The organism is Klebsiella sp. SWET4 (assembly GCF_024296565.1).
GTDB lineage: Bacteria > Pseudomonadota > Gammaproteobacteria > Enterobacterales > Enterobacteriaceae > Klebsiella > Klebsiella variicola.
Genome location: NZ_JANCOB010000001.1, coordinates 593,721 through 619,998, shown reverse-complemented (window position 1 = coordinate 619,998; position 26,278 = coordinate 593,721). Strand labels below are relative to the sequence as shown.

Annotated in this window: 21 protein-coding genes; 9 read left to right on the top strand and 12 right to left on the bottom strand. The window is 59.9% G+C overall.

The annotated features are described in order from the left end of the window. Positions 1-22: 22 nt before the first annotated feature. The 3 genes from NKJ21_RS03220 to mdcH are packed head-to-tail and all read left to right on the top strand — an operon-like array spanning position 23 to position 2,505. Positions 23-982 (top strand): AEC family transporter, encoded by a 960-nt coding sequence (locus NKJ21_RS03220; RefSeq protein ID WP_008805036.1) that lies wholly within the window; start codon positions 23-25, stop codon positions 980-982. A gap of 3 nt (positions 983-985) precedes the next feature. Continuing rightward, positions 986-1,603 (top strand): malonate decarboxylase holo-ACP synthase, encoded by a 618-nt coding sequence (locus NKJ21_RS03215; protein WP_070611686.1) that lies wholly within the window; start codon positions 986-988, stop codon positions 1,601-1,603. Continuing rightward, positions 1,603-2,505, top strand: a complete 903-nt coding sequence (gene mdcH, locus NKJ21_RS03210; RefSeq protein ID WP_022066049.1) for a malonate decarboxylase subunit epsilon — start codon at positions 1,603-1,605, stop codon at positions 2,503-2,505. The genes NKJ21_RS03215 and mdcH overlap by 1 nt, the downstream gene beginning before the upstream one ends. On the opposite strand, the gene NKJ21_RS03205 is transcribed toward mdcH, so the two are convergent. The 3 genes from NKJ21_RS03205 to NKJ21_RS03195 all read right to left on the bottom strand — a co-directional run bounded on the left by NKJ21_RS03205 (position 2,495) and on the right by NKJ21_RS03195 (position 6,421). After that, positions 2,495-3,421, bottom strand: coding sequence for a LysR substrate-binding domain-containing protein (locus tag NKJ21_RS03205; RefSeq protein ID WP_012968321.1), 927 nt, complete (start codon positions 3,419-3,421; stop codon positions 2,495-2,497). The two genes, mdcH and NKJ21_RS03205, sit on opposite strands and share 11 nt — an antisense overlap. A gap of 158 nt (positions 3,422-3,579) precedes the next feature. Then, on the bottom strand, positions 3,580-5,190 hold the full coding sequence (gene mqo, locus NKJ21_RS03200; RefSeq protein ID WP_229531661.1) for a malate dehydrogenase (quinone): 1,611 nt from the start codon (positions 5,188-5,190) through the stop codon (positions 3,580-3,582). Between the two features lie 307 nt (positions 5,191-5,497). Beyond that, positions 5,498-6,421: an N-acetylmuramic acid 6-phosphate etherase gene (locus NKJ21_RS03195; RefSeq protein ID WP_012541872.1), complete on the bottom strand. Its 924-nt coding sequence runs from the start codon at positions 6,419-6,421 to the stop codon at positions 5,498-5,500. Positions 6,422-6,793: 372 nt separating this feature from the next. On the opposite strand from NKJ21_RS03195, the gene NKJ21_RS03190 reads away from it, so the two are divergent. Next, a complete protein-coding gene (locus tag NKJ21_RS03190) occupies positions 6,794-8,410 on the top strand; it encodes a sensor histidine kinase (protein ID WP_032732932.1) in 1,617 nt (538 codons plus the stop codon). Then, the gene (gene dcuR / locus NKJ21_RS03185; RefSeq protein ID WP_008805043.1) at positions 8,407-9,126 is read left to right on the top strand and encodes a two-component system response regulator DcuR; all 720 of its coding nucleotides are present in this window, start codon (positions 8,407-8,409) and stop codon (positions 9,124-9,126) included. Before NKJ21_RS03190 ends, dcuR begins: the two co-directional genes overlap by 4 nt. Here dcuR and NKJ21_RS03180 read toward each other — a convergent pair. Beyond that, positions 9,107-10,057 (bottom strand): FAD:protein FMN transferase, encoded by a 951-nt coding sequence (locus NKJ21_RS03180; RefSeq protein ID WP_080928656.1) that lies wholly within the window; start codon positions 10,055-10,057, stop codon positions 9,107-9,109. The two genes, dcuR and NKJ21_RS03180, sit on opposite strands and share 20 nt — an antisense overlap. A 214-nt stretch (positions 10,058-10,271) precedes the next feature. Beyond that, a complete protein-coding gene (locus tag NKJ21_RS03175) occupies positions 10,272-13,049 on the bottom strand; it encodes a flavocytochrome c (RefSeq protein WP_008805045.1) in 2,778 nt (925 codons plus the stop codon). 641 nt (positions 13,050-13,690) lie between these two features. On the opposite strand from NKJ21_RS03175, the gene NKJ21_RS03170 reads away from it, so the two are divergent. The 3 genes from NKJ21_RS03170 to NKJ21_RS03160 all read left to right on the top strand — a co-directional run bounded on the left by NKJ21_RS03170 (position 13,691) and on the right by NKJ21_RS03160 (position 18,690). Continuing rightward, entirely contained in the window at positions 13,691-15,202 is a 1,512-nt protein-coding gene (locus NKJ21_RS03170; protein WP_012968326.1) for an anion permease, read from the top strand. 54 nt (positions 15,203-15,256) lie between these two features. Then, a complete protein-coding gene (gene fumA, locus NKJ21_RS03165) occupies positions 15,257-16,909 on the top strand; it encodes a class I fumarate hydratase FumA (RefSeq protein ID WP_008805047.1) in 1,653 nt (550 codons plus the stop codon). Positions 16,910-17,073: 164 nt separating this feature from the next. After that, positions 17,074-18,690 (top strand): mechanosensitive ion channel family protein, encoded by a 1,617-nt coding sequence (locus NKJ21_RS03160; RefSeq protein ID WP_254732699.1) that lies wholly within the window; start codon positions 17,074-17,076, stop codon positions 18,688-18,690. A gap of 938 nt (positions 18,691-19,628) precedes the next feature. Here NKJ21_RS03160 and pcaC read toward each other — a convergent pair. Genes pcaC through NKJ21_RS03130 form a run of 6 tightly spaced genes read right to left on the bottom strand, consistent with a single transcriptional unit; the run spans position 19,629 to position 24,693 of the window. Then, on the bottom strand, positions 19,629-20,018 hold the full coding sequence (gene pcaC / locus NKJ21_RS03155; protein WP_239270380.1) for a 4-carboxymuconolactone decarboxylase: 390 nt from the start codon (positions 20,016-20,018) through the stop codon (positions 19,629-19,631). Beyond that, positions 20,008-20,775, bottom strand: coding sequence for a 3-oxoadipate enol-lactonase (gene pcaD / locus NKJ21_RS03150; RefSeq protein WP_047666529.1), 768 nt, complete (start codon positions 20,773-20,775; stop codon positions 20,008-20,010). The genes pcaC and pcaD overlap by 11 nt, the downstream gene beginning before the upstream one ends. After that, positions 20,765-22,117, bottom strand: coding sequence for a 3-carboxy-cis,cis-muconate cycloisomerase (locus NKJ21_RS03145; RefSeq protein ID WP_047666528.1), 1,353 nt, complete (start codon positions 22,115-22,117; stop codon positions 20,765-20,767). Before NKJ21_RS03145 ends, pcaD begins: the two co-directional genes overlap by 11 nt. Positions 22,118-22,126: 9 nt before the next feature. After that, positions 22,127-23,329, bottom strand: a complete 1,203-nt coding sequence (pcaF, locus tag NKJ21_RS03140) for a 3-oxoadipyl-CoA thiolase (RefSeq protein ID WP_008805052.1) — start codon at positions 23,327-23,329, stop codon at positions 22,127-22,129. Between the two features lie 10 nt (positions 23,330-23,339). Next, the gene (locus tag NKJ21_RS03135; protein WP_012541879.1) at positions 23,340-23,996 is read right to left on the bottom strand and encodes a 3-oxoacid CoA-transferase subunit B; all 657 of its coding nucleotides are present in this window, start codon (positions 23,994-23,996) and stop codon (positions 23,340-23,342) included. A gap of 10 nt (positions 23,997-24,006) precedes the next feature. Then, complete coding sequence (locus NKJ21_RS03130) at positions 24,007-24,693, bottom strand: 3-oxoacid CoA-transferase subunit A (RefSeq protein WP_008805054.1); 687 nt, start codon at positions 24,691-24,693, stop codon at positions 24,007-24,009. A gap of 169 nt (positions 24,694-24,862) precedes the next feature. On the opposite strand from NKJ21_RS03130, the gene NKJ21_RS03125 reads away from it, so the two are divergent. Continuing rightward, positions 24,863-25,669 (top strand): IclR family transcriptional regulator C-terminal domain-containing protein, encoded by an 807-nt coding sequence (locus tag NKJ21_RS03125; protein ID WP_008805055.1) that lies wholly within the window; start codon positions 24,863-24,865, stop codon positions 25,667-25,669. Here NKJ21_RS03125 and smrA read toward each other — a convergent pair. Then, positions 25,666-26,229: a DNA endonuclease SmrA gene (gene smrA, locus NKJ21_RS03120; RefSeq protein ID WP_064143855.1), complete on the bottom strand. Its 564-nt coding sequence runs from the start codon at positions 26,227-26,229 to the stop codon at positions 25,666-25,668. The two genes, NKJ21_RS03125 and smrA, sit on opposite strands and share 4 nt — an antisense overlap. Positions 26,230-26,278: the final 49 nt, after the last annotated feature.

Genomic DNA, 26,278 nt, shown 5'->3' with positions numbered 1-26,278 from the left:
CTATTTTATTTACAGGTGATTTATGACTTATGTGATTATTCATGCTCTTGCCCCGATTTTCGTCATTATGCTGCTGGGCTTCTGGGCCGGTAAGGCCGGGATGGTAGATAATAAAAATGTCTCCCTGCTCAATATCTTTGTAATGGATTTTGCCTTACCCGCCACGCTGTTTAGCGCCACGGTACAAACGCCGTGGGCCGGTATCGTCGCCCAGTCGCCGCTGGTGCTGGTGCTGACCGGCGCGATGTGGATCACCTATGCCGCGATCTACTTCCTCGCCACCAGCGTGTTCAAACGCACGCCGCAGGATGCCGCGGTGCTGACCCTCACCGTCGCCCTGCCAAACTATGCCGCGTTGGGTCTGCCGATCCTCGGCAGCGTGCTGGGTGAAGGCGCGTCAACCTCGCTGTCGGTGGCGGTCTCTATCGCCTGCGGCTCGGTACTGATGACCCCGTTCTGCCTGCTGATTCTGGAACGTGAAAAAGCCCGCGCCGCAGGTGAAAACAGCGGTTCTACGCTGGCGATGCTGCCGGTGCTGATGTGGCGTTCGGTGAAAAAACCGATCGTCTGGGGCCCGCTGCTTGGGGTGGTGCTTTCCGCTATCGGCATCAAAATGCCGGAAATGCTGCTGGCCTCCATCAAACCGCTGGGCCTGGCCGCCACCGCCGCCGCGCTGTTCCTCACCGGGGTGATCCTGTCGGCACGTAAACTGCAGCTCAATACGCTGATCGCCACTTCCACCATCGTGAAACTGCTGGTGCAGCCGTTTATTGCCTGGGGTCTGGTGATGCTGCTGGGTCTGCACGGCTCTATCGCCATTACCGCGATCCTGATGATTGCCCTGGCCGCCGGCTTCTTCGGCGTGGTCTTCGGCAACCGCTTCGGCGTCCAGTCTCCTGATGCTGAAGCCGTGCTGCTGTTAAGCTCGGTTCTGTGTATCCTGTCGCTACCGCTGTTTATCTCTTTGACTTCAGGACTGTAAACCATGTCATCAACGCCGCGTCCCCACGATTTACTCTGGTTAAACCACGCCAGCGCCCTGGAAGCGATTGCCGAGCCGTGGGTGGCTCAGCAGTGGCGAGCCGCGCTGCCGGTGGTGGTGAGACGCGACGTTGATGACCAGGCCCGCATCCCGGTGGGGGTGCGGGGCATGAAGCGCGAGCAGCGCGCCGCCGGTTGGGTCCAGGCGCACAATATCGTGCGCTGCGTGACGCCGGAAATGCTGGTGGAGCGCGAGCGTCTGCTGGGCTCCCCTTTTGTTTCACAGCCGCCGGTTCAGGCGGCTATCGCCCTTACCTTATACCCCTGGTCCTGGGGCTGGGGCGTCACCGGCAGTACCGGCTATGCGCTGGCCACTGAGATCCCGGTACTCCATGCGGCAAGCGATCTGGATCTGCTGATCCGCGCGCCGCAGCCGCTGGATCGCGAGGCGCTGCGCGAATGGCAGGCCCGTGTGGCCCAACTGCCGTGCCGCGCCGATACCCAGGTAGAAACGCCCTACGGCGCCTTCGCCCTTAATGAGTGGCTGCGCGATGGCCGTGCGCTGCTGAAAACATCCCATGGCGCACGCTTAACCGCGACGCCGTGGCACAGGGAGGAATGATGAAGATTTTATTTACTTTTCCCGGTCAGGGCGGCCAGCGCCCCGGCATGCTGGCGGCCCTCCCCGATCGCGAGGCTATCTTCACCCAGGCGCGCGCCGTGCTGGGGGATGAAGTCGCTACTCTCGATAGCGCCGACGCGCTAAAACACACCCGTGCGGTACAACTCTGTCTGCTGATCGCCGGGGTCGCCTGGGCGCGCGAACTACAGCGCCAGGGCGTGGATCCGCAGATGGTCAGCGGCCTCTCTATCGGCGCGTTTCCGGCAGCGGTGATTGCCGGCGCGCTCGATTTCGCCAGCGCGTTGCGGCTGGTGGCGCTGCGCGGCGATTTAATGGAGCAGGCTTATCCCGAAGGTTACGGGCTGACGGCGATTATGGGGCTGACCCGCCCGCGGGTTGAGGCGCTGATGCAGGGCCACGAGGTTTATCTCGCCAACCTCAACGCCGAAACGCAGATCGTGATCGCCGGGCGCGATGAGGCCATGGCCGAGGTGGCGCAGCTGGCGCTGCGGGCTGGCGCCAGTAAAGCCCAGCGGCTGGCGGTCAGCGTACCCTCGCACTGCGCACTGCTGGATAAACCCGCCGCAGCGCTGGCAAAAGCCTTTGCCGACGTCACCTTAACGCGCCCTCAGCGCGCCTATTTAAGCGGCTCGACGGCGCGCGTGCTGTGGGATCCGCAGCGGATCGCCGACGATCTGGCGATGAACATGGCGCGCACCGTGCACTGGCAGGAGGCGATGATTGCCGCCGATGAACGCGACGCCAGGCTGGCAATCGAGATGCCGCCCGGCGGGGTGCTCACCTGCCTGACCCGCCAGGCGGGCTGGCGCGGCGAGACCATTGCGCTGGAACGCAGCGGCGTAGACGTCGCCCGCCATCTGGCGCAGCGGCTTAGCGATTAATACTGCGGGCGTACATCCGCCCTTCCGCCGCCAGCGCCAGCAGGTCGGCATCGCGCTCGCGATGGTGCGAATAGACGATAGAGATCAGCTGGCGCATCTGATAGGGTTCCGCCAGCTTTAACAGCTGCACATCGTTTTCATAAACTTTCTTCATGCGTCCCGGCAGCAACGCGAAGCCGACGCCCGCCTGCACCAGACTTATCATCGAAAAGATATCATTCACCCGGGTCACAATTTCCGGCTCAAAACCGGCCACCTGAAAGGCCTCCTGAAACCCGGCATAAGTCGCAAACCCTTCCGCCAGCGAAACAAACTTACGATCGGCATAATCGCGCAGGTCAGCGAGCTCTGTGGTATTCAGCTGTTCCGTCGCCGGCGCGGCGAGGAAGATATCATCTTCAAACAGCGGCACCACGTCGAAGGCCGAATGATTGTACTCGCCTTCATTGGTGGCGATTAAGATAGCATCCAGCGCATCGTCCTCCAGCATATCCAGCAGCATCTGGTTAGAGCCCATGGTCAGATCCAGCTCCAGCTCCGGGCGACGCAGCTTCATCCCCATAATGATGCGCGGAACGGTTTCCAGCGTCAGCGAATAGAGGGTACCGATGCGCAACCGTCCCTGACCGACGCCGGCGACTTTACGCGTCGCCTCAAGCCCACGGCTCATCAGACTCATCACATCCTGGCAGTATTCAAGCAGCGTCCACGCCGCCTGCAGCGGCAGCAGGTTGCGCCCTTTGTGGACAAACAGCGGGCAGCCGACCCCCTCTTCGAGCGTATGCAGCGCGCGGTGCACGCTAACGCTGCTGAGCTTCATGGCTTCGGCGGTTCTGGCGATATTGCCCTTCGCCATAAACATCATAAAGACCGACAGCTTGCGGAAGGTGATCTCCTGGTTGATATCGTCTTTCATAGCCCTTCCACACTCCTGGTTTACTTTTCTTTTTTCAATTCAAACCAGTATATCTTTTATGACGGCAAAGTTGCAGGCAACGCGCGGCAGGGACGGGAAATGAACGCAAAAAAGGGAAGACCGTGGTCTTCCCTTTTGTTCACTGCACGAATGTGCTTTTACAGCGCCATATCGTGCTGCGGCGAGGCGTCGCGCGGCGGCTCTGCCGGTTTGGCGGTCGCGGTCGGCGCAGCCGCTGGCATCTGGATCACCGGCGGCTTAGTCAGCTGCAGCGCCGCGGCGGTGTCATCCCATACCTGCTGGGTCAGCGCCACGTTACCGTTCAGCTTCTGACCGTAGCTCGGCACGATAGCGTGAATACGGCTCTGCCACTCCGGCGAGTTAAACTGCTGCGGGAACATCTGCTTGAGTACGTTCAGGGTGATCGGCGCGGCGGTGGAAGCCCCCGGCGACGCGCCGAGCAGCGCAGAAATCGTTTTCTGCTGATCGACCACCACTTCGGTACCCAGCTTCAGAACGCCGCCCTTCTCTGCGTCTTTCTTAATGATCTGCACGCGCTGGCCGGCCTGGATCAGTTTCCAGTCTTCTTTACGCGCGTCCGGGTAGTACTCTTTCAGCGCAGCAAAACGGTCATCATCACTGAGCATCACCTGGCTGACGAGATATTTCACCAGATCGAAGTTGTCGAGACCGACGTGGGTCATCGGCAGCACGTTATCGGTGGTGGTGGTGCTGAGCAGGTCAAAGAACGAACCATTTTTCAGGAACTTGGTCGAGAAGGTGGCGAATGGCCCGAACAGCACCACGCGCTTCCCGTCGAGATAACGAGCGTCAAGATGCGGCACCGACATCGGCGGCGCGCCGACCGAAGCCTGACCGTAGACTTTCTCCAGATGCTGCGCAGTGACCGCCGGGTTCTCGGTCATCAGGAACGAGCCGCCCACCGGGAAACCGGCATAGTTATCCGCTTCCGGAATGCCGGTTTTCTGCAGCAGCTTCAGCGCGCCGCCGCCGGCGCCGATAAAGACGTATTTGGCGTCAATAGTCTGCGCTTCCCCGCTCTGCACGTTCTTAATCGTCACGTGCCAGGAGTTGTCAGCATTGCGTTTGAAATCGGTCACCTCGGAGGAGGTTTGCAGGGTGAAGTGGTTATTTTTCTTCAGGCTGCCGATCAGCTGGCGGGTAATTTCGCCGTAGTTGACATCGGTACCCACCGGCGTCCAGGTGGCGGCCACTTTCTGCTGCGGATCGCGACCTTCCATCACCAGCGGCGCCCACTGTTTAATTTGCGCGTGATCGGTGGAGAATTTCATTCCCTGGAATAAGGTGGTCTGCTGCAGCGCGTTATAACGTTTTTGCAGGTAATCCACATTATCGCCCCACACGAAACTCATATGCGGTGTGGAGTTAATAAAGGAGTGCGGGTCGTGCAAAATACCGCGTTTCACCTGTGCCGACCAGAACTGACGGGAAATCATAAACTGTTCGTTAATATCCAGCGCTTTGCTGACGTCAATCGACCCGTCCGCTCGTTCCGGGGTATAGTTCAGCTCCATATTCGCTGAATGGCCGGTACCGGCGTTATTCCAGCCGTTGGAAGATTCCAGGGCCACGCCGTCCAGTTTCTCCACCATGGTCAGGTTCCAGTCCGGCTGCAGCGCCTGCAGCCAGGTGCCGAGCGAGGCGCTCATGATCCCGCCGCCAATCAGCAGGAAGTCGGTTTTTTTCGAGGTATCCGCTTCAGCATGCGTCGCCGCGCTGACGAACATCGCTAATGCGGTAAAGGAAATAATCGTTTTTTTCATTGCAGGCATAATAGAATTATCACGTAGCACACGGTAATAAGAGGCAGCATATTAACGCACTTTTACTTTATTTTAAAATATCATTTACACTCTGGTATTTTTAATCAAATAATTATTTAACTTAAAAAAGCAAAGCGAGACATCAAAATGATACCTGGTAAAAAATAAGATCGAAAATTCAGCCTGATTGCTGAGAAAAATAAAAAAGAGAGATTTTTTTAGTTAATAAAGTCCAGGCGCGTACGACAATCGCGCGCGCCTGGCTGAGGGGTTAATGGGCGGGAGTGGTCGTGCTGCTGCGCTGTGCTTCGCGCAGGGCGAGACGCAGGTGATTGTGATGTTGCGTCAGCAGCTCGCGCGCGTGCCAGGCATCCAGCCCGCTGAGCAGCATCAGGATCGCGGTGCGGCAGTGCTGATGGCAGCTGGCCAGTGCCGCTTTTGCTTCACTGCGCGTGCAGTCGGTGGCCGCCATGACAATCGCTATCTGCCGCTCCGCCCAGTGCGAATTGTCAGCCTGCACGTCCACCCGCAGATTGCTGTACACCCGACCGTCACGGATGGCGAGCCCGGTCGTCAGCATGTTGACGATCTGCCGCTGGGCCAGTTGAGCCTTCGGATTGGCTAAGCCCGACACTGCCTCCGGCCCGGTCTGTGGGGCAATGATGATATCCGCCAATTGCGCCGCCTCGCTGGCCGCCTGCTGAGTGACGACAGCGATAGGGGCCCCCAGCGACCAGGCGTGACGCATCGCGCCCCACACCCATGGCGTCTTGCCGCTGACGGTCAACGCCAGCAGCATATCGTGGTTGGAAAAGTCCAGCGACTGCAGTTCAAAGGCGCCCAGGTCATAATTATTTGCTGCGGTTTCCCGCTCGGCCATCGCCGCCGTCTGCCCACCGGCAATCAGTCCCACCAGCGCGTGTTTGCCTTCCGGTGAATAGTCGCTGACCGCCTCGATGGCCGTCCGGCCTGACGCCCCGGCGCCGATAATGACCAGGCGCCCTCCCCGGCCCATCGTCGCGGTGGCGACATCAATCAGCCGGGCGATGTCCGGCAGGCAGGCGCCGACCGCCTCCGATATCTGCTTATCATCCTGATGCAGCATCGCCAGCATGTCGGCCGTGGCGAGACGATCGATGTGAGTGGTATCCGGGTGACGGCGGGCCTGCATTGCAGCGGTTAGCGAACTGTTCATAACAACCTCCATTTACAACAGAAAAAGCGCATCTCGGCGACATCAGCGGCCTGATGCATATCCTTATATTCATCAGGTCTATTTAACCTCTGCCGCCACTATAAGTGGAATGTTCTGTGCTTTACCGCCGTCGGGGTCACAGTTTACCGTCCCCAACGCTCGTTTACGGGCGATTGTCGGTTATATGAGCAATGCTGTCTTACGTCTCATCTTCGCCGCTCGCCGGCATGGCCAGCCAGAAGGATTGTTGGCAGAGCATGTGAAACGGTTTACGTATCGGCTAAACCGCCTCGATTGGCTTTGATTACACGGCTTTATGAAAACCGTCCTATCGGCGATAATATGCCTTCACTGAATCTATCCGGGATCGTCATGAAGGCATCAGAGCAGCAGCCTCGCGTTCGCCAACGCGCCTTACCGTTAAAGCTGAGCACCGCCGTATCCTTGATGATTGGCAGCGTCATCGGCGCCGTTCTCCTGCTGGTCTATGCCCTGTGGTATATGCAGATCAGCAATGCCACCCGCGACGGTTTGAAAGAGACCGCGCTGGCGGTGGCGCGCACCATGGCCGATATGCCGCAGGTGAAGCGCGGACTGGAGGCGCCCCCGCAGCAGCAGATCATTCAGCCGCTGGCGCAGGCCATCACCCGGCGCAACGACCTGCTGTACGCTATCGTCACCGATATGCACGGTATTCGCTATTCGCATCCGGATACCTCTATCATCGGAAAGCGGTTTATCGGCCGGGATATCCTGCCCACGCTGCAGGGAAAAGAGAACGTTGCCATTAACCACGGCGTGCTGGCCCCGGCGCTGCGGGTATTCACCCCGGTGTTCAACGACCAGCACCAGCAAATTGGCGTGGTGGTGGTCGGCATTTCGCTGAGTAAAGTGGACGAACAGATCGCCAACAGCCGCTGGGACGTACTCCTGACAATCCTGTTCAGCGCGCTGGTCTGCGCGCTGGGCACCTGGAGCCTGGTACGCGGTCTGAAGCGCGTCCTGCTGGGGCTGGAGCCGCAGGAGATTTCCACCCAGTTTCAACAGCGTCAGGCCATGCTTCACGCCCTGAAGGAGGGCGTCGTTGCCGTCGATGCCCACGGCGAAGTCAATTTGATCAACCCGGCGGCGCAGGAGATCCTCTTTTCCGGCCCGGACAAAACCCTGGCCCACACGCCACTGCTCGCCGACCTGCAGACCGTCTTGCAGAGCGGCGAGCCGATGTACGACCGCGAGCTGGGATGCAATGGCCTGTTGCTGATCGGCAATACGGTGCCCATTCGCAACCAGGAATCGGTGGTCGGCGCCATCTGTACCTTCCGCGATAAGACCGAGGTGAGCCAGCTGCTGCAGCGGCTGGATGGCATGATGAGCTATGTGGATGCCCTGCGCACCACCTCTCATGAATTTATGAATAAACTGCACGTGATCCTCGGCCTGCTGAATATGAAAAGCTATGGCAAACTCGAGGAATACGTGCTGCAGACCGCCCACCGCTATCAGGCGGACATCGGCGACATTCAGCACCGTATTAAATCCCCGGTGGTGGCGGGCTTCCTGATAAGTAAAATTCAGCGCGCCACCGAGTGCGGCTTTACGCTGACGCTGGCGGAAGAGAGCCTGGTGCCGGATTGCCCGAATGAGAAACAGGTCACGGTGCTGGTGACGGTGCTGGGCAATCTTATTGAGAACGCGCTGGACGCCATGAGCGGCCAGGCGGAGGGTGAGATCGGCCTGCTGCTGCACTACCAGGACGGCTGGCTAAGCGGTGAAGTGAGCGATGACGGACCGGGGATCCCGGAAAATAATATCGACGCTATCTTTAACAAAGGTTTCTCCACCAAAGGCGAGAATCGTGGCGTCGGGCTGTTTCTCGCCAACCAGCAGCTGCGCGAACTGGGCGGCACCCTCGCCGTCGAGTCGGAACCCGGCGTATTTACCCAATTTTTTGTTCATCTCCCCTGGGATAGTAAAAGGAAACGTGCGTGATAAATGTGTTGATTGTTGACGATGATGCGATGGTGGCCGAACTGAATCGCCTGTACGTGGCAAGAGTTCCCGGCTTTCGTTGCAGCGGGAGCGCTTCGACGCTCAGTCAGGCCCAGGAGATGATTAACGATAAGCAGCGGGAGATCGATCTGGTGCTGCTGGATGTCTACATGCAACAGGACAGCGGGCTGGATTTACTGCCGACCATCCGCGAGTCGGGGCGCGCTATCGATGTCATCATGATCACCTCGGCGGCAGACGCCGCCACGGTGCAGACCGCGATGCATTACGGGGTGGTTGATTACCTGATCAAACCTTTCCAGTTTCCGCGCTTTGAAGAGGCGCTCACCACCTGGCGGGAGAAGCGTAAACTGATGACCGGCCAGCCGTATTACGAACAGGCCGACGTCGACCGTCTGCTGCACGGCGGCGCGCCGGAGGCCAGCGACGCGCGCAAGCTGCCCAAGGGGCTAACCGCGCAAACGCTGCGTACGCTCTGCCAGTGGATTGACGCCCATCCGGACGTTGAATTCTCTACCGATGAGCTGGCGGCGGCCGTAAATATCTCCCGCGTCTCGTGCCGCAAATATCTGATTTGGCTGGCGCAGATCAATATCCTCTACACCACTATCCACTACGGCGCTACCGGGCGACCGGTCTATCGCTACCGCCTGGTCGCCGAACAGTACAGTTTGCTTAAGCAGTACAGTCAATAACCTGATAGCCGCTGTCCAGCAGCGCAAAACGCAGCCGCTGCGGCGATGAGAGAATGATGTCGCGATTTTTGGTGACGAAAATCGCGTCGATATCCTCACGCTGACGCAGTGCTGCGCAGCCCTTCTCTACGCCGAGGCCGAACAGCAGCGTAGTCCAGATATCGCCGTCTAAAGAATCCGTGGAAATCACTGTCACGCTGTCGAGTTCGTTATCCAGCGGATAACCGCTGCGCGGGTCGAGAATATGGTGCCAGCGTTTGCCGTCCTGCTCAAAGTAACGTTCATAGGTTCCGGAAGTGACCACCGACTGTCCGTTGATCGTCAGGGAGCCGATCAGCGCCTGCGCGTCGGCAAACGGTTTTTTCAGGCCAATGGTCCATTCACCGAGGGTATGCACATTGCCGCCGAGATTGATCAGCGCCTTCGCCACCTGCTGCTGACGGAGATAATCGCGCACGCGGTCAGCGATATAGCCTTTGGCGATCGCCCCAAGATCCAGCTCCATCCCCGGCTGCTGGAGAAACACGCTACAGGTAGTCTCATCGAGGATCACCTCCTGTGGGCGGGTCAGCGCCAGTCGGGCTCTGATATCAGCCGCGTCAGGCACGCTGTGCCCGTGAAAGCCAATTCGCCACAGCTTCACCAGCGGGCCGATGGCAAGATTAAAGGCGCTGTCGCGCACCATGCTGGCGGCTTTGGCGCACTGGATCAGCTGAAAGACCGGGCGACTGACCGTGACCGGATGGCGTCCGGCGGCATGGTTGATATCCATCACCTGCGACTCGGCGCGGTTAACGGTAAGCAGATCTTCGTAGCGTTTAATTAACTGAAATACGCGGGAGGCCAGCGCCTCATCGTGGGAATAAAGTTTGAGCAGAATGGGGGACCCCATCAGGACAGCGGAGTAGCTATAGACGCGGTTATCGGACATCGGGCTCTCCTTCAGAAGGGATAAGAACCTATCCCAGTAGGCGTAATTGGCGCAGCCAGTTTGAACACGGACAGCGCGCAGAAACCGGAGCGTACACGTAGTACGTGAGGATTTCGAGCACTGCCCAGGTTCAACATGGCAAGCAAAATAGCCCTAATGAGATAGGCTCTAAGCCGGGCGGCAAAAGCACCAGCCCGGCATCAGCAATTACCTGTTATCCTCTGGCACGTTTCGCCGCCTGGTGGCCCGCGAGGGTACCGAAGATGATGATATCCGCGACCGCGTTACCGCCGATGCGGTTGCCGCCGTGGATCCCGCCCACCACTTCACCGGCGGCGTAGGCGCCGTGGATCGGCTGCTGGTCAACGTTCAGCACTTCGCCATCGGTGTTAATGGTCACGCCGCCCATGGTGTGGTGCACCCCGGGGGCGATGCGAATGGCATGGAACGGGCCTTCGTTAATCGGCGCGCGCAGCGCGGTTGTGCGGCCAAACTGTTCATCATGCTGTTTTTCCACTGCCCCGTTGTAACACTCGAGGGTGGCGAGGAAGGCATGGTAATCCATCCCCAGTTTCTCCGCCAGTTCACGCGGGGAGCTGGCGCTGGTGACGAAGCCTTTGGCGATGTACTCATCGGCAGCTTTGTTTTTCGCCCGCACATGCTCGTCAAAGACAATGTACGCATAGTGTTCCGGCAGGGCGATAATCGCCGCCGAGACTTTATCGCGGGTCTCCATTTCGTTAAAGAAGCGGTTCCCCTGCTGGTTAACAAGAATAGCGCCGCCGCCGCGAATCGATTCGGAAATCAGGTACGAAGTCTGCTGTTCGACGGTGGGGTGAATCTGAATTTCGCCCATATCCACGGTGCCAGCGCCAATGCGTTCCAGCAGCGCGATACCGCTCCCGGTCGCCCCTTTGTGGTTGGTGGTCACGAAACCGTCGAGGTCCGGACGATACTTCACCACCATCGCGCTGTTGGCGCTGAAGCCGCCGGTGGCCACTACGATGCTTTTGGTCTGCACTTCGATGACTTCTTTTTCGTCGTTGACCAGACGTACACCGCTCACCTCATCCCCGCTCATCAGGATCTCTTCCACCGAGGTATCCAGCAGGACGTCGATCCCGCGTTTGGTGATGTTGCGCACCAGGCCGCTAATCAGATAGCCGCCGACCGCTGATCCGTCGCGCGGACGGTGGGTACGGTCAATGCTCATCCCGCCGGTGGTGGTGATGTCGTTGAGCATAATGCCGCGGTCCGCCAGCCACTCAATGGCTTGCGGCGCATTCTCCACGAAGCGACGCAGCAGCTGCGGGTTGTTTTTATTGTGGCCGCCCTTCAGGGTTTCCTGATAGAACAACTCTTTACTGTCCTGAATACCTTTGACCCGCTGGAAGCGAGTTTCCGCGGCGTTCATCCCGGCGGAAGCCTTGATGGTGTTGCCACCGATGGTTGGCATTTTTTCGACGATCAGGACGCTGGCGCCTTCGTCGTGAGCCTGAATGGCTGCCGCCAGGCCGGCGCCGCCGCTGCCGACCACCACCACGTCATAACTTTTCGGCGCGGCGTCATTGCCGCCCTCTTCCGCTGCCAGCGCTTTGCTGGATTTCAGCATCGCTTTAGCGACCGCTTTTTTCACCGCTTCGCTCTGGCTGGTAGCACCGGAAATGGCGTCCACGTGCGGGGTGTTGGCGGTCAGAATACGTTCGCGGATCTCTTCGAAGCTGGTGGTGAACTCGACGGTCTGCACCGGGCTCGCCGCCAGTTCAATATCGGCAATATGATCATTTTCGAGGCTAACGTTGATCACCAGTTCATTGGCGTCATCCTGAACGGTTTCAACAAACATCCCCGGCTTAAATTTAGCGTCGCCCATGCTCATGTCGCGGATCATCGCTTCCACCAGCGAGAAGCGCCACAGCGGTTCCGGAATATGAAGCGCCTCGCGCTGGGTGCTGTCGATAAACAGCTCCAGCTCTTCACCGGCGGCGATACGAGCCGCCCAGTCCGGATAGGCGATGCAGGCGCGGCCCACGGCGATCAGGTCATAACCGTGATCGAGGCCCAGCTCGGCATCAGCAACGTTCACCACCCCGCCGACGCCCATCACCGGCACCTGGGCGAGGGTTTCAGAGCGCATCGCGCAGTATTTCTCGATCAGCGGTGTTGGATCGCTGGTATCGACGATAGAGGGACGCAGGGTCGCGCCCACCGAGAAGTGCAGATAATCGACACCGCGGGCAGCCAGCTTTTCCAGCAGATACATGGTGTCGTCGAAGCGGATCCCCGGGACCTCCATCTCTTCCGGCGAGAAGCGATAGCCGATGATAAAGGCATCGTCAGCGTACTGGCGGGCCATTTTGTGGGTGATGTCGAGGACCGCCAGCGGGAAACGGGCGCGATTGTCGCGGCTACCGCCCCACTCGTCGTCGCGCTGGTTGGAGTTCGGCGAATAGAACTGCTGGATAAGGTAGGTGTTGGCGCCGTGAATTTCGACGCCGTCGAAGCCGGCGAGAATGGCGCGACGGACGCCGTCGCCAAACTTGGCGATCATCCCTTCCACTTCTTCTCCGCTCAGCGCCCGCGGCATCGCGGCGCCCTCACGCGGCGCGGCAATAGCGCTTGGCGCCACCGGCTGGCGCCCCCCGATCAGCTGCGGGTCGACCATGCGTCCGCCGTGATAGATCTGCAGAATCGCTTTTGAACCTTGCGCTTTGATCGCCTCGGCGATTTTCGCCAGGCCGGCAATTTTTTCATCATTATCGATGCCGATCGCACCCGGGAAGGCCAGGCCGTAGTCATCAATAAAGCAGCACTCGACAATAATGGTGCCGATGCTGCCGGCGCGAGCGCGATAGTACTCCACCAGCTCGCTGGTGACAGTCCCATCGAAATAACCGGTGCAGGTGGTCATCGGCGCCATGAGCAAACGGTTTTTCAGCTCCGTACCATTTGGTAAAGTAAATGGCTGCAGAATTCGTTCGTTACTGGTCATAAGTTACGCTCCAGATTTTAAAATATTAAAAACTCAGAATGGGGTGACGGAATCATTAATGGTTTTGGTTTTTTAATTCCTGTTGTCATGCCAATAATATAGCGTGTTTTTTAGTTACTAAATCAATTACGTTAGTTATAAAACTATTTAACCCCAACAATAACATCGCTACCTCTATTGTATTATTAAAATAATAAATAGCATTTACATAATACAAATGTACGATAACATTTTAGATACTTATGTTAACATTAAAAACGATCGCCAATTTCAATAAAAACACTTGTTTTCATATAGTTACGAAAATAATTTATAAATTCAGCATTAAATGTTCATTTTTATTTTAACATTTATCGATATTTTAGCCAAATTAACACCTCATCATATAGGGTTATACTGATAATAAAAAAATAGTGAAATCACCTGCTTTTCTTGATCTCGATCAATTGCAACGGCCATTGAAAGCGCAATATATAAATAACCAACAAATTTAATTTAACGCCCAGACAAACGCGTTAAATAAACGCCCTGACGATACTCAGAAACGAAAAATAAAAACTAAAGTAACTTTTGTAATTAAAGAAATCACTGAGCATGCCGCTGGCGTAAACGCTATTTTCAACAACTTGCAGATACTCATTATGAAAGAGAAAAAGACAACCATACCGCCTGCCGGTGCAGTCAATCCAACGACTGCGACTAAAAAACGTCTCCTGATGATGGCGCTGCCGATTATCGTCGCTGTGCTGTTACTGTTTGTTCCCGTCCCCGATGGCCTGCCGCCGTACGCCTGGCACTACTTCGCCATCTTCGTCGGGGTAATCGTCGGGTTAATTTTTGAACCGCTGCCTGGCGCCGTTATCGGCATCACCGGCGTGGTGGTGATCGCCCTCTGTAGCCAGTGGCTGTTGTTCAGCCCGGAACAGATGGCCGCCCCGAGCTTCAAGCTGGCCGGCGCCTCCTTTAAATGGGCGGTGAGCGGCTTCGGCAACTCCACGGTCTGGCTTATCTTCGGCGCGTTCATGTTCGCCGCCGGCTACGATAAAACCCAGTTTGGCCGCCGCCTGGCGCTGATCCTGGTGAAATATCTTGGCCGTCGCAGCCTGACGCTGGGCTACGCCATCACCTTTGCTGACCTGTTGCTGGCGCCATTTACGCCGTCTAACACCGCGCGCAGCGGCGGTACCATCTACCCGATTATTGCCAACCTGCCGCCGCTGTACGGTTCAAAACCAAACGACCCGAGCGCGCGTAAAATCGGTTCCTATCTGATGTGGGTGGCGATCACCGCCGCCTGTATCACCAGCTCGATGTTCCTGTCAGCGCTGGCACCGAACCTGCTGGCCCTGGCGCTGGTAAAAAGCATCGTCGGCATCAACATCTCGTGGGGGACCTGGTTCATCGCCTTCCTGCCGCTCGGTGTCCTGCTGATCCTGACTATGCCGCTGCTGGCTTACTGGTTCTATCCGCCGGAAGTGAAAATCAATAACGAAGTGCCGCTGTGGGCCGCGCGTGAGCTGGAAAAACTGGGCAAACTGTCGCGTAATGAAATTCTGCTGCTGGTGTTCGTCTGCTTCGCGCTGATGATGTGGATCTTCGCCGCCGACTGGATTGAACCCGCGCTGGCCGCCCTGCTGGTTATCGTCCTGATGCTGTGGACCGGCGTGCTCTCCTGGAGCGACATCACCAACAACAAAGCGGCGTGGAACACCTTTGTCTGGTTTGCCACCCTGGTGGCGCTGGCCGACGGCCTCTCCTCCACCGGTTTCATCGCCTGGCTGGGTAAAGAGGGCGGCGCGCTGATGGGCGGTATCTCCCCAGGCGTGGCGACCATCGTCCTGCTGCTGGCGTTCTACCTGCTGCACTACCTGTTTGCCAGCACCACCGCGCACACCACTGCCCTGCTGCCGGCCATGCTGACTATTGCGGCCACCATTCCGGGTATGAATATGGAAGTGTTCGTCCTGCTGATGGTCACCTCGCTGGGCGTGATGGGGATTATCACCCCGTACGGTACTGGCCCAAGCCCAATCTACTACGGCAGCGGCTACCTGCCGACCAAAGACTACTGGCGCCTCGGCACCATCTTTGGCGCCATCTTCCTGGCCGCCCTGCTGCTGATTGGCTATCCGTGGATGTCCATGATGTTCTGATTCATAACCGCCGGGACCACCCCGGCGGTTTTTATCTTTATGGAGTAAGTGACTATGTCGACTAAACCGTTTGTTTATCAGGATCCGTTCCCGCTGGCGCACGACGATACCGAATACTATCTGCTCAGCAAAGAGCACGTCTCTGTCGCCGAATTTGACGGCCAGCCGGTTCTGAAAGTAGAGCCGCAGGCGCTGACCCTGCTCGCCCAGCAGGCCTTCCACGACGCCGCCTTTATGCTGCGCGTCTCCCATCAGCAGCAGGTCGCCTCGATTCTGCTCGACCCGGAAGCCAGCGAAAACGACAAATACGTGGCGCTACAGTTCCTGCGCAACTCCGAAATCGCCGCCAAAGGTATTCTGCCGACCTGTCAGGATACCGGCACCGCCATCATCATGGGTAAAAAAGGCCAGCGCGTCTGGACCGGCGGTGGCGATGAAGCCGCCCTGGCGCAGGGCGTTTACAACACCTATACCGAAGATAACCTGCGTTACTCACAGAACGCGCCGCTGGATATGTATAAAGAGGTCAACACCGGCACCAACCTGCCGGCGCAGATCGATCTCTACAGCGTCGACGGTGAAGAGTATAAGTTCCTGTGTATGGCGAAAGGCGGCGGTTCCGCCAATAAAACCTATCTCTATCAGGAAACCAAAGCGCTGATCACTCCGGCGAAGCTGAAAAACTATCTGGTCGAGAAGATGCGTACCCTCGGGACCGCCGCCTGCCCGCCATACCATATCGCGTTTGTGATCGGCGGCACCTCGGCAGAAGCGACGCTGAAGACCGTGAAGCTGGCCTCCACCCGCTACTACGACGGCCTGCCGACCGAAGGCAACGAGCACGGTCAGGCGTTTCGCGACGTCCAGCTGGAGCAGGAGCTGCTGCAGGAAGCGCAGAACCTCGGCCTCGGCGCGCAGTTTGGCGGGAAATACTTCGCTCACGATATCCGGGTGATCCGTCTGCCGCGTCACGGCGCCTCCTGCCCGATCGGCATGGGCGTCTCCTGCTCCGCCGACCGCAACATCAAAGCCAAAATCAACCGCGACGGCATCTGGATCGAGAAGCTGGAGAGCAATCCGGGGAAATATATCCCTGAACATCTGCGTCAGCAGGGTGAAGGCAATGTCGTCAGCATCAACCTGAATCAGCCGATGAGCGAAATCCTGGCGCAACTGTCGGCGCACCCGGTCTCCACGCGCCTGAGCCTCAACGGCACCATTATCGTGGCCCGCGACATCGCCCACGCCAAGCTGAAGGAGCTTATTGATAACGGCGAGGCGCTGCCGCAGTACGTCAAAGATCACCCGATCTACTACGCGGGCCCGGCGAAGACGCCGACCGGTTATGCCTCCGGCTCCCTCGGTCCGACCACCGCAGGCCGCATGGATTCCTACGTCGATCTGCTGCAGTCGCACGGCGCGAGCATGGTAATGCTGGCGAAAGGCAACCGCAGCCAGCAGGTGACCGATGCCTGCCATAAACACGGCGGCTTCTACCTCGGCAGCATTGGCGGCCCGGCAGCAGTGCTCGCCCAGCAGAGCATTAAGAGCCTCGAGTGCGTGGCCTATCCGGAACTGGGGATGGAAGCTATCTGGAAAATCGAAGTGGAAGATTTCCCGGCGTTTATTCTGGTTGATGATAAAGGTAACGACTTCTTCCAGCAGATCCAGAATAAGCAGTGTGCCGGCTGTCAACAGCACGGCTAACGCTCACTTCTGACGCTGATATCAGGCCGTCGCCGTTTGGGCGACGGCTTTTTTTATGCCCACGCCGCGCCAGCTTGAATTCATTTCGCGCCAGGCTATGCTCAACTACAAGCCGTCCGTTGTTTGCTGAAAAATAACAATAATTCTCTTTCTCAGGTGCCTCTATGAACAGGATGAGCGTGGTGATCCTCTGGGCGCTGGCGCTGCTGGTGCTAAAGCCGGCGCTGGCTGCCGAACCGCGACAGCAGCCGACCGCCCGCGAGCAGGCACGCACGGTCACGATTTTCCATCAACCTGTCGTCATGTTGCAGGCTACTTTCGGCCAGACCACGCCCGAAGAGCGCGTCCTGCGTACCCGCAGCGCCCTGCGCGCGTTTACCGAGGATGATATCCGCCAGCCGCTGCGGGTCATGCCGGTTATCCGCTATGGTCAGCCAGGCCGGCTGTTCCTGATGAACGGCAAACCGGTGCTGCTGCTGAGCCAGGCGGATCTCGATGAGGGCGATGATTTAACCCTCGACCAGGCGGCCCAGCGGGTGCTGGCGCGAATGGAGGCCCAGCGCACCAGCCTGCAGGAACAGTTCAACGACCGTTATCTGCTGCTCTCCGCCGGCAAAGCGCTGGCCGGAGGGCTGCTGCTGGCGCTGTTTTACTACGGCGCCTTCCGCGCCTGGCGGCGGGTACGGCGCTTTTTCCTGCTGCGGATCCTTGAAAAACGCAGCGCTATCCCGCAGCACTGGCGGCGCTATCTCGGCAATATTGAACTTCGACTCTATGCTGTGCTGGTCATTCTCGTCGGTATGCTGGCCAGTTATCTCTGGCTGAGCTGGGCCTTCAATCTGTTTCCCTGGACACGGGTGTGGAGTGAATCGCTGGGCGACTGGTCGCTGGGCGTGATCCGCGATCTCTCCCTGTCGATTGTCGCCTCCCTGCCGGGGCTGATGATCGTGGTGCTTATTTTCCTGATCACCTGGCTCATCATTCGCCTGGTGAAAGTGGCTCTCGACCAGGTCGCCGCCGGCCGCATTCAGGTGCCGGGCATCCATCCGGAAACCGTCAGCGCCACCCGCCGGTTGATCTCGGTGGTCATCTGGCTGTTTGCCCTGTCCGCCGCCTACCCGTTCCTCCCCGGCGCCAACTCCCTCGCCTTCAAAGGCATTAGCGTGTTCTTCGGCCTGATGCTGACTCTCGGGTCGACCGGGGTGATGACCCATGCGATGAGCGGCCTGGTGCTGATCTACTCCCGGGCGCTGCGCAAAGGCGACTGGATCCGCCTCGCCGACAATGAGGGACAGGTCAGCGAGATTGGCGTGCTGGCGACCAAGATCCTCACCCGTGAGAATTACATTGTCACCGTCCCGAACGCCGTGGTGGTGAGCGGGAAAATTATTAATCTCAGCGCCGAGAGCACCGACGGCGGGTTCAATCTCACCACCAGCGTCACCATCGGCTACGATACGCCGTGGCGTCAGGTGCATGCGCTGCTGGAGCTGGCGGCAAGACGCACCCCTGGGGTGGATCAACAAATCGCCCCGATAGTTCGCAAGCTGGGGTTGCTTGACTGGTACACCGCGTATGAGCTGCAGGTGCGCTTGCTCCCCACAACTAAGCTGCCGGATGGCCGCAACGCGTTGCATAGCAGTATTATTGATGTGTTTAACGAATTCGGCGTGCAGATTATGTCGCCGAACTTTGTGATGCAGCCCAAGGCGGCGGTGGTGGTGCCGCAGGAGGCCTGGTACGACGCCCCAGCCGTCGCGCCGCAGGAGCCTGAGAAATAAGGGATAATATAGCGGCATTTCCGCCGGGTGGCGGCTTCACCGCTGAGCAAGAACAGCCAGCGCAGAGCCGCGCTTGTGCCGGGCGGTGGCTAACGCCTTGCCCGGCCTACGGATCGTGCGACCTGTCACTCATTTACCCACTTGCGCGACTGAAACTGCCGGTGCTGGCGACCTCAAAATCGCTGAGACGTTCCCGGAAGGCCGGGGCAGCCTGCAGGGATAAGTCGAAGGGACCGCGCAGCGGCGATTTTGCTGGCCGGAGCCCGGGGGTACAGGGGGCGGCGGCGACTGGCCGCCCCCTGTGCGCTCCCGGTGCCATAAGAGACATAACGCAGAAGATCAACCGGGAGCGCAATCTGCCCGGAACTAACATAGAAGTTGTAGCCCTGCCAAACGTTGTGGCCCTGCCAAACATAGTGCGAACAGGGACATTTCCGGTTGTGCCGTTATTTCGCCGGGTGGCGGCTACGCCTTACCCGGCCTGGGGTTCGTGCGACCTGTCACTCATTTACCCACTTGCGCGACTGAAACTGCCGGTGCTGGCGGCCTCAAAATCGCTGAGACGTTCCCGGAAGGCCGGGGCAGCCCGCATGGATGCGGGCTGAGGGCCGTGTTTTGCACGGACGCTGCCTCGGCCCGACCCGAAGCCTGCAGGGATAAGTCGAAGGTACCACGCAGTGGCGATTTTGCTGGCCGGAGCCCGGGGGTACAGGGGGCGGCGGCGACTGGCCGCCCCCTGTGCGCTCCCCGCGCCATAAGAGACATAACGCAGAAGATCAACCGGGAGCGCAATCTGCCCGGAATTAACATAGAAGTTGTAGCCCTGCCAAACATAGTGCGAACAGGGACATTTCCGGTTGTGCCGTTATTTCGCCGGGTGGCGGCTGCGCCTTACCCGGCCTACAACGACTGCCGGGCAATCCGACTCGGACGACGACTCAACCCTGCGCGGCGTCGATGTCGTCAAACACCTGCTGCGCCAGATGCATCGTGGCATTCGCCGCCGGCAGCCCACAGTACAGCGCAGAGTGCATGATCAACTCTTTCAGCTCATCGCGGGTGACCCCGTTGTTAAACGACGCGCGCAGATGCATCTTCAGCTCCGCCTCGCGATTGAGAGCAATCAGCATGGCAATGGTGATCATGCTGCGGGTGTGGTGGTCGAGCCCCGGACGGGTCCAGGTCTCACCCCAGGCGTAGCGGGTGATAAAGTTCTGAAACTCGTCATTCAACGGCGTCAGATGCTGCAGGGTACGGTCGACGTGGGCGTCGCCCAATACTTTGCGCCGTACCGTCATTCCGTCCTGATAGCGCTGTTTATCCTCCATGGCGTTCCCCCTGGAAAAAGCTTAGCAGCGCCGAAGTAAAGCTTTTCGGCGCCTCAATGTTTGACAGATGCGATGCCGCCAGCACCACCACCTGGGAAGAGGGGATCTGCTGCTGCAGGAAACTGGCGTCACTGACCGTAGTGACAGGGTCACTTTCACCGGCGATAATTAATGTCGGCAGCGGGATCTGCCCCACTTCGCCCCGCAGGTCGGCGGCGGCCAGCGCCTCGCAGCAGGCGGCATAGCCTTCGACGTCGGTATGGGTTAACTGGTGGCATAGCGCCTCCACCACCTCCGGCGCCTTCTGGCGAAACGCATGAGTGAACCAGCGATCCGCCGCCCCGGCGGCCACCACCGCCATTCCCTCCTGGCGTACCGCCCGCGCCCGCGACAGCCAGCTGGCCTGATCGCCAATGCGCGCCGCGGTGTTGGCAACGGCCAGACCATAAAAACGTTCTGGCGCAAAGCGTCCCAGCCACAGGCCGGTCAGACCGCCCATCGAGATCCCGCAGAACCAGGCGCGGTCGATATTCAGGTGATCGAGCAGCGCAATCACATCTTCCCCCAGTTGGGCGAGGGTCACTTTGCCATTTTTCGTTGTATTACCGTGACCGTGGGTGTCATAGCGCAGCACCCGAAAATGGGCGGTTAACGCCGCGATCTGCGGCTGCCACATCGCCCGGGTGGTGCCCAGCGAGTTGGAGAGGACGATAACCGGCGCGCCCTCCGGCCCGTCGAGTTGATAATCAAGATTCATCACGTTGCTCCTGATAACGCGCCAGCACCTGGCGCACAAAGCGTTCGGCGCTGCCGGTCGCCGTTGCCGGGTCCAGCAGCGTGGTTAAGCGTTCATGAGAGAGATACTGACTGACCTGTGGGTCAGCCGCGAGCAGATCGACCAGCGGAGAGTGACGGTCCAGCGCCTGACGGCACAGCGCCTCGATATGATGATGCGCCTCGGCTTTGCCGATGAATTCCGCCAGCGCCAGGGTCACCGCCTCGGCCATGATCAGCCCGTGGGTGATATCGAGATCGGCACGCATTTTCTGCGGGAAGACCTGCATATCGCGCACCAGCGCTTCACTTTGCGCCAGCGCCCCACCCACCAGGGTAATCAGCTCCGGCAGCGTCTCCCACTCCGCCTGCCAGCCGCCCAGCGCCCGCTCGTGCTGCTGGAGTTGGCTGGCGTAGAGGGTCGCCATCAGCCCCGGCGTACGCTGGGCGGCGGTCAGGATCGCCGCGCAGGCCACCGGATTGCGCTTATGCGGCATCGTCGATGAGCCGCCGCGGCCTTCCGCCACCGGCTCGCCGACCTCAGCCACTTCGGTCTGCATCAGCAGGGAGAAGTCGTTAGCGAATTTCCCCAGGGTACCGCAGACACCGGCAAACCAGGCGCCCGCCTCCAGCAGCCGATCGCGCTGGCTGTGCCACGGGGTATCCGGCAGCGACAGACCGAGGATCTGCGCCAGCGCCTGGCCAACCGCCGGCCCTTTCTCTTTTAGCGCGTCCAGAGTGCCCGCGGCGCCGCCAAACTGCAGCACCAGCAGCCGCGGACGCATCTCGCGCAGCCGCTGCTGCCAGCGCAGGAGCGCGTCGAGGGTGCCCGCCAGCTTCAGGCCAAAGGTCACCGGCAGCGCATGCTGCATCCAGGTCCGACCCGGCATGACAGTATCGCGATAACGATCCGCCTGGAGAGCCAGGGCAGCCAACAGCTGCTCAAGCAAGGTCTCAGCGGCATCCAGCGCCCCGCGCAGCTGGAGCACCAGTCCGGTGTCGATGGCGTCCTGACTGGTGGCTCCCCAGTGGACGTAGCGCGCAGCCTCGGGATCTCGCGCTTTTACCTGTACCGTCAGCTGTTTCACCAGCGGGATCGCCAGGTTACCGGCCCCCACCGCCGCCTCGCCCAGCGCGGCAAAATCGATGGTCTCGTGGCGGCAGGCCGCGACAATCGGCCCGACCGCTTCCGGCGGCACCATCCCGCAGACGGCCTGCGCCTGCGCCAGCGCCGCTTCAAAATCCAGCATGCCCTGCACCCGCTGCGCGTCGCTGAACCAGTCGGTCAGCGGACTGCTGCGCAGCATTGGGGTCAACAAACTCATTCTGGCTCCTTAAACACGTTCAATAATCAGGGCGATCCCCTGTCCGACGCCGATGCACATGGTGCACAGGGCGTAGCGGCCGCCGGTCCGTTTCAGCTGATAAGCCGCGGTCATCGCCAGCCGGCCGCCGGAGGCACCGAGCGGGTGGCCCAGCGCGATCGCCCCGCCGTTAGGGTTCACGTGGGCGGCATCATCCGGTAAGCCCAGATCACGGGTCACCGCCAGCGCCTGAGCGGCGAAGGCTTCATTCAGTTCGATGACATCCATCTGGGCTAATGTCAGGCCGGTCTGCGCCAGCACCTTACGCACCGCGGGCGCCGGGCCAAAGCCCATGATCCGCGGCGCAACACCCGCCGTCGCCACGCCGACCACCCGGGCCAGCGGTTGAAGATCGTGAGCCGCCAGCGCCGTCTCGCTGGCCAGCAGCAGCGCACAGGCGCCATCGTTAACGCCGGAGGCGTTACCGGCGGTGACGCTGCCGTCGGCGCGCACCACGCCGCGCAGTTTAGCCAGCGCCTCCAGCGAGGTACTGCGCGGGTGCTCATCGCGGCTAAACAGCAGCGGCTCGCCTTTGCGCTGCGGCACCTGGACGGCAATCAGCTCATCGGCGAACCGCCCCGCCTCCTGCGCCGCGGCGGTACGTAGTTGACTGCGTAAGGCGAACGCGTCCTGATCGGCACGGGAAATGGCAAACTCATCGGCGACGTTTTCCGCCGTCTCCGGCATGGAATGCACGCCGTACAGGGCTTTCATCTGCGGGTTAATAAAGCGCCAGCCGATGGTGGTATCCTCCATCTGCATGCTGCGGCTAAAGGCGCTCTCTGCTTTCCCCATCACAAACGGCGCGCGGGACATGCTCTCCACGCCGCCAGCGATCATCAGCTGCGTCTCGCCGCTTTTAATCGCCCGCGCCGCGACGCCGATCGCATCGAGGCTGGAACCGCACAGGCGGTTGATGGTGCTCCCGGGCACGCTCTCCGGCAGCCCGGCCAGCAGCAGCGCCATCCGCGCCACGTTGCGGTTATCTTCCCCGGCCTGGTTGGCGCAGCCAAAGATCACATCGTCAATGCGCGAGGGATCCAGTCCCGGGTTACGCTCCAGCAGGGCTTTTAATGGCAGCGCCGCGAGGTCGTCGGCGCGCATCGTCGCCAGGGTACCACCGAAACGGCCAAAGGGTGTACGTACCGCATCACAGATAAATGCCTGATTCATCATAGGTTCCTTACGCGCTTTCCGCCAGTTGTTCAAAGGTCAGCGCCACCGGAGTGATGCGCTGCAGCTCTTCAAAAGAGAGACCGTTAAAGATTTCACGTACCACCGGGCCGCGGTCGGTGATGTCGATCACCGCCAGGTCGGTATAGATCCGGCTGACGCAGCCGACGCCGGTCAGCGGGTAGCTGCACTGCGCCACCAGCTTGCACTCGCCGTCACGGGTCAGGTGGTCCATCATCACGAACACCTGACGGGCGCCGATGGCCAGATCCATCGCCCCGCCAACGGCCGGGATCGCATCCGGCGCACCGGTACTCCAGTTGGCGAGGTCGCCGCTGGCGGAAACCTGATAGGCCCCCAGCACGCAGATATCGAGATGGCCGCCGCGCATCATGGCGAAGGAGTCGCCGTGGTGGAAATAGCAGCCGCCCTGCAGGAGGGTGACATACTCTTTACCGGCATTGATCAGCTCGGGATCTTCTTCCCCGGGCTGTGGTTTCGGCCCCATCCCCAACAGGCCGTTTTCGCTGTGCAGGAACACTTCTTTGTCGGCAGGCAGGTAATTGGCAATGCGGGTCGGCAGGCCGATGCCGAGGTTGACGTAAGCGCCTTCGGGAATATCGCGGGCCACGCGCTGGGCCATTTCGTCACGGGTCAGTTTTTGCATCTCGGGCTCCTCAGGCGCGTTGTGCGGCAGTCAGGTTTTCCAGCGAGAAGACACGCTGGACGAAAATGCCGGGGGTGATGATGTGTTCCGGGTCGAGGTCGCCCAGCGGCACCAGCTGCGAGACCTCGACGATGGTGGTTTTCGCCGCCGTCGCCATGATCGGGCCAAAGTTGCGCGCCGCCTTGCGATAGACCAGGTTGCCCCAGCGGTCGCCCTGATGGGCCTTAATCAGCGCGAAATCGGCTTTAATCGGATATTCCAGTACGTAATGGCGACCATCGATTTCCCGCGTCTCCTTGCCTTCCGCCAGCGGTGTGCCGTAGCCGGTGGGGGTAAACACTGCCCCCAGCCCGGCGCCAGCCGCCTGGATCCGCGCCGCGAGGTTACCCTGCGGCACCAGCTCCAGCTCCACTTTGCCGCGGCGATAGAGGTCATCGAAAATCTGGGAATCCACCTGGCGCGGGAAGGAGCAGATCATCTTGCGTACTCGCCCGGCTTTCAGCAGCGCCGCGAGACCCACTTCCCCGTTGCCGGCGTTGTTATTAATGATGGTCAGGTCGCGGGCGCCCTGGTCAATCAGGGCGTCAATCAGAAAGGTCGGCTGGCCGGCGGGACCAAAGCCGCCGATCATAATAGTCGCCCCGTCGTGGATCCCGGCGATGGCCTCGCTCAGCGTCGATACGCTTTTATCAATCATCAGGTCGCTCCAGTGATGTGCGGTAATCGCACTTTTATTCGTTGTTCGCACAAAATGTGACCCGCTTAACGATGTCGGTCAAGGGCGATAATCGAAATATGGTGCGATAATCGAACATCGGTTATCTTTAGCGAAAGAATGTGATCGATGGCAAATATGGGGAACAGAAATGGACAAGCATCCAGACGATTTACTGACCGGCGACGGCGATCCGTTTAAGGGCGATCCTAACTTTATGGCCTCCCTGGCGCGGGGTCTGGAGGTGATTCAGGCGTTCACGCCGCAGCGGCCCCTGCTGTCTATCTCGCAGATCAGCCAGAAGACCGGCATTCCGCGCGCGGCGGTGCGCCGCTGCCTGTATACCCTGAGCAAGCTGGGGTTCGTGTATGCCGAAGACGGTAAGAATTTCCAGCTGCGACCGCGGATCCTGGCGCTGGGCCACGCCTGGCTGGCCTCGACGCCGCTGGCGCGTTCGGCGCAGCCGGTGCTGCGACATCTGAGCGAAATGCTCAACGAGTCCTGCTCCATCGCCACCCTCGACGGGGACGATATTCTGTATATCGCCCGCGCCTCCAGCTCGCGGATTATGACCATCGACCTGGATATCGGCAGCCGCCTTCCGGCCTGGGCGACCTCGATGGGCCGGGTGCTGCTCAGCCATCAGCCGGAGGAGAAGCTCAACGACATGCTGGCTCGGGTGACCATGATCCGCTACACCCCGCAGACGGTGGATTCGGTGGCGAAGCTGCGCGCCGAACTGAAACGGGTGCATCAGCAGGGGTATGCCCTCAACGACCAGGAGCTGGAGATGGGCCTGCGCTCCCTCGCGGTACCGCTGTTTAACGCTCAGGGGCAGGTCCAGGCGGCGCTGAACGTTGGGGTGCATGCGGGCCAGATGTCGGCCCGCGAGATGATCGATCGCGTGCTGCCGGAGCTGCAAAAAGCCGCCCGCGAGCTGACGCTGCTTCTGCGCTAACGACTGCGCTTGGCGTGCTGCTCCCAGGTCTCCTGCTTCGCCTCGGCCGATTTACGCAGCGCGACATAGCAGGCGCCGCTGCCGCCATGATGTGGAAGCGCGGCGCAGAAGGCCTGCACCTCCGGCAGCTCTTCCAGCCAGCGCGCCAGATAGCTGCGGATAATATTGGCGTGGGACTGGTCGTCGCGGCCTTTGCCGTGAACGATCAGCACATTACGTAACCCCTCTTTCTGCGCCTGCACCATAAAGGCGAAGAGCATCTGTCGGCACTGTTCCACCGGCTGGCGCAGCAGGGAGAGGCTCGCCTGCTGGCTGTATTTCCCCCGCCGCAGCTTATCCAGCACGCCGCTCTGCAGCCCTTCACGCTTAAACTCCAGCGGCGTGGCGAGCGGCACGATATCGAGATAGCCGGTGGTGAGAAAATTATCCAGTTGCAGGGTATCGACGCGCTGCGGGGCCCGGCTGTTGCGCCCGGGATGCCAGTGCACGTCATTGTTACGTTTCAGAGGCTGGACATCTTCCATGGCGTCAAGAAACAGGGATTTGTCATCAAGGTTCATGGGCTCTCCTCCAGCGGCTGTCGCCAGCTACTATAGCCGCCCGGCGCTC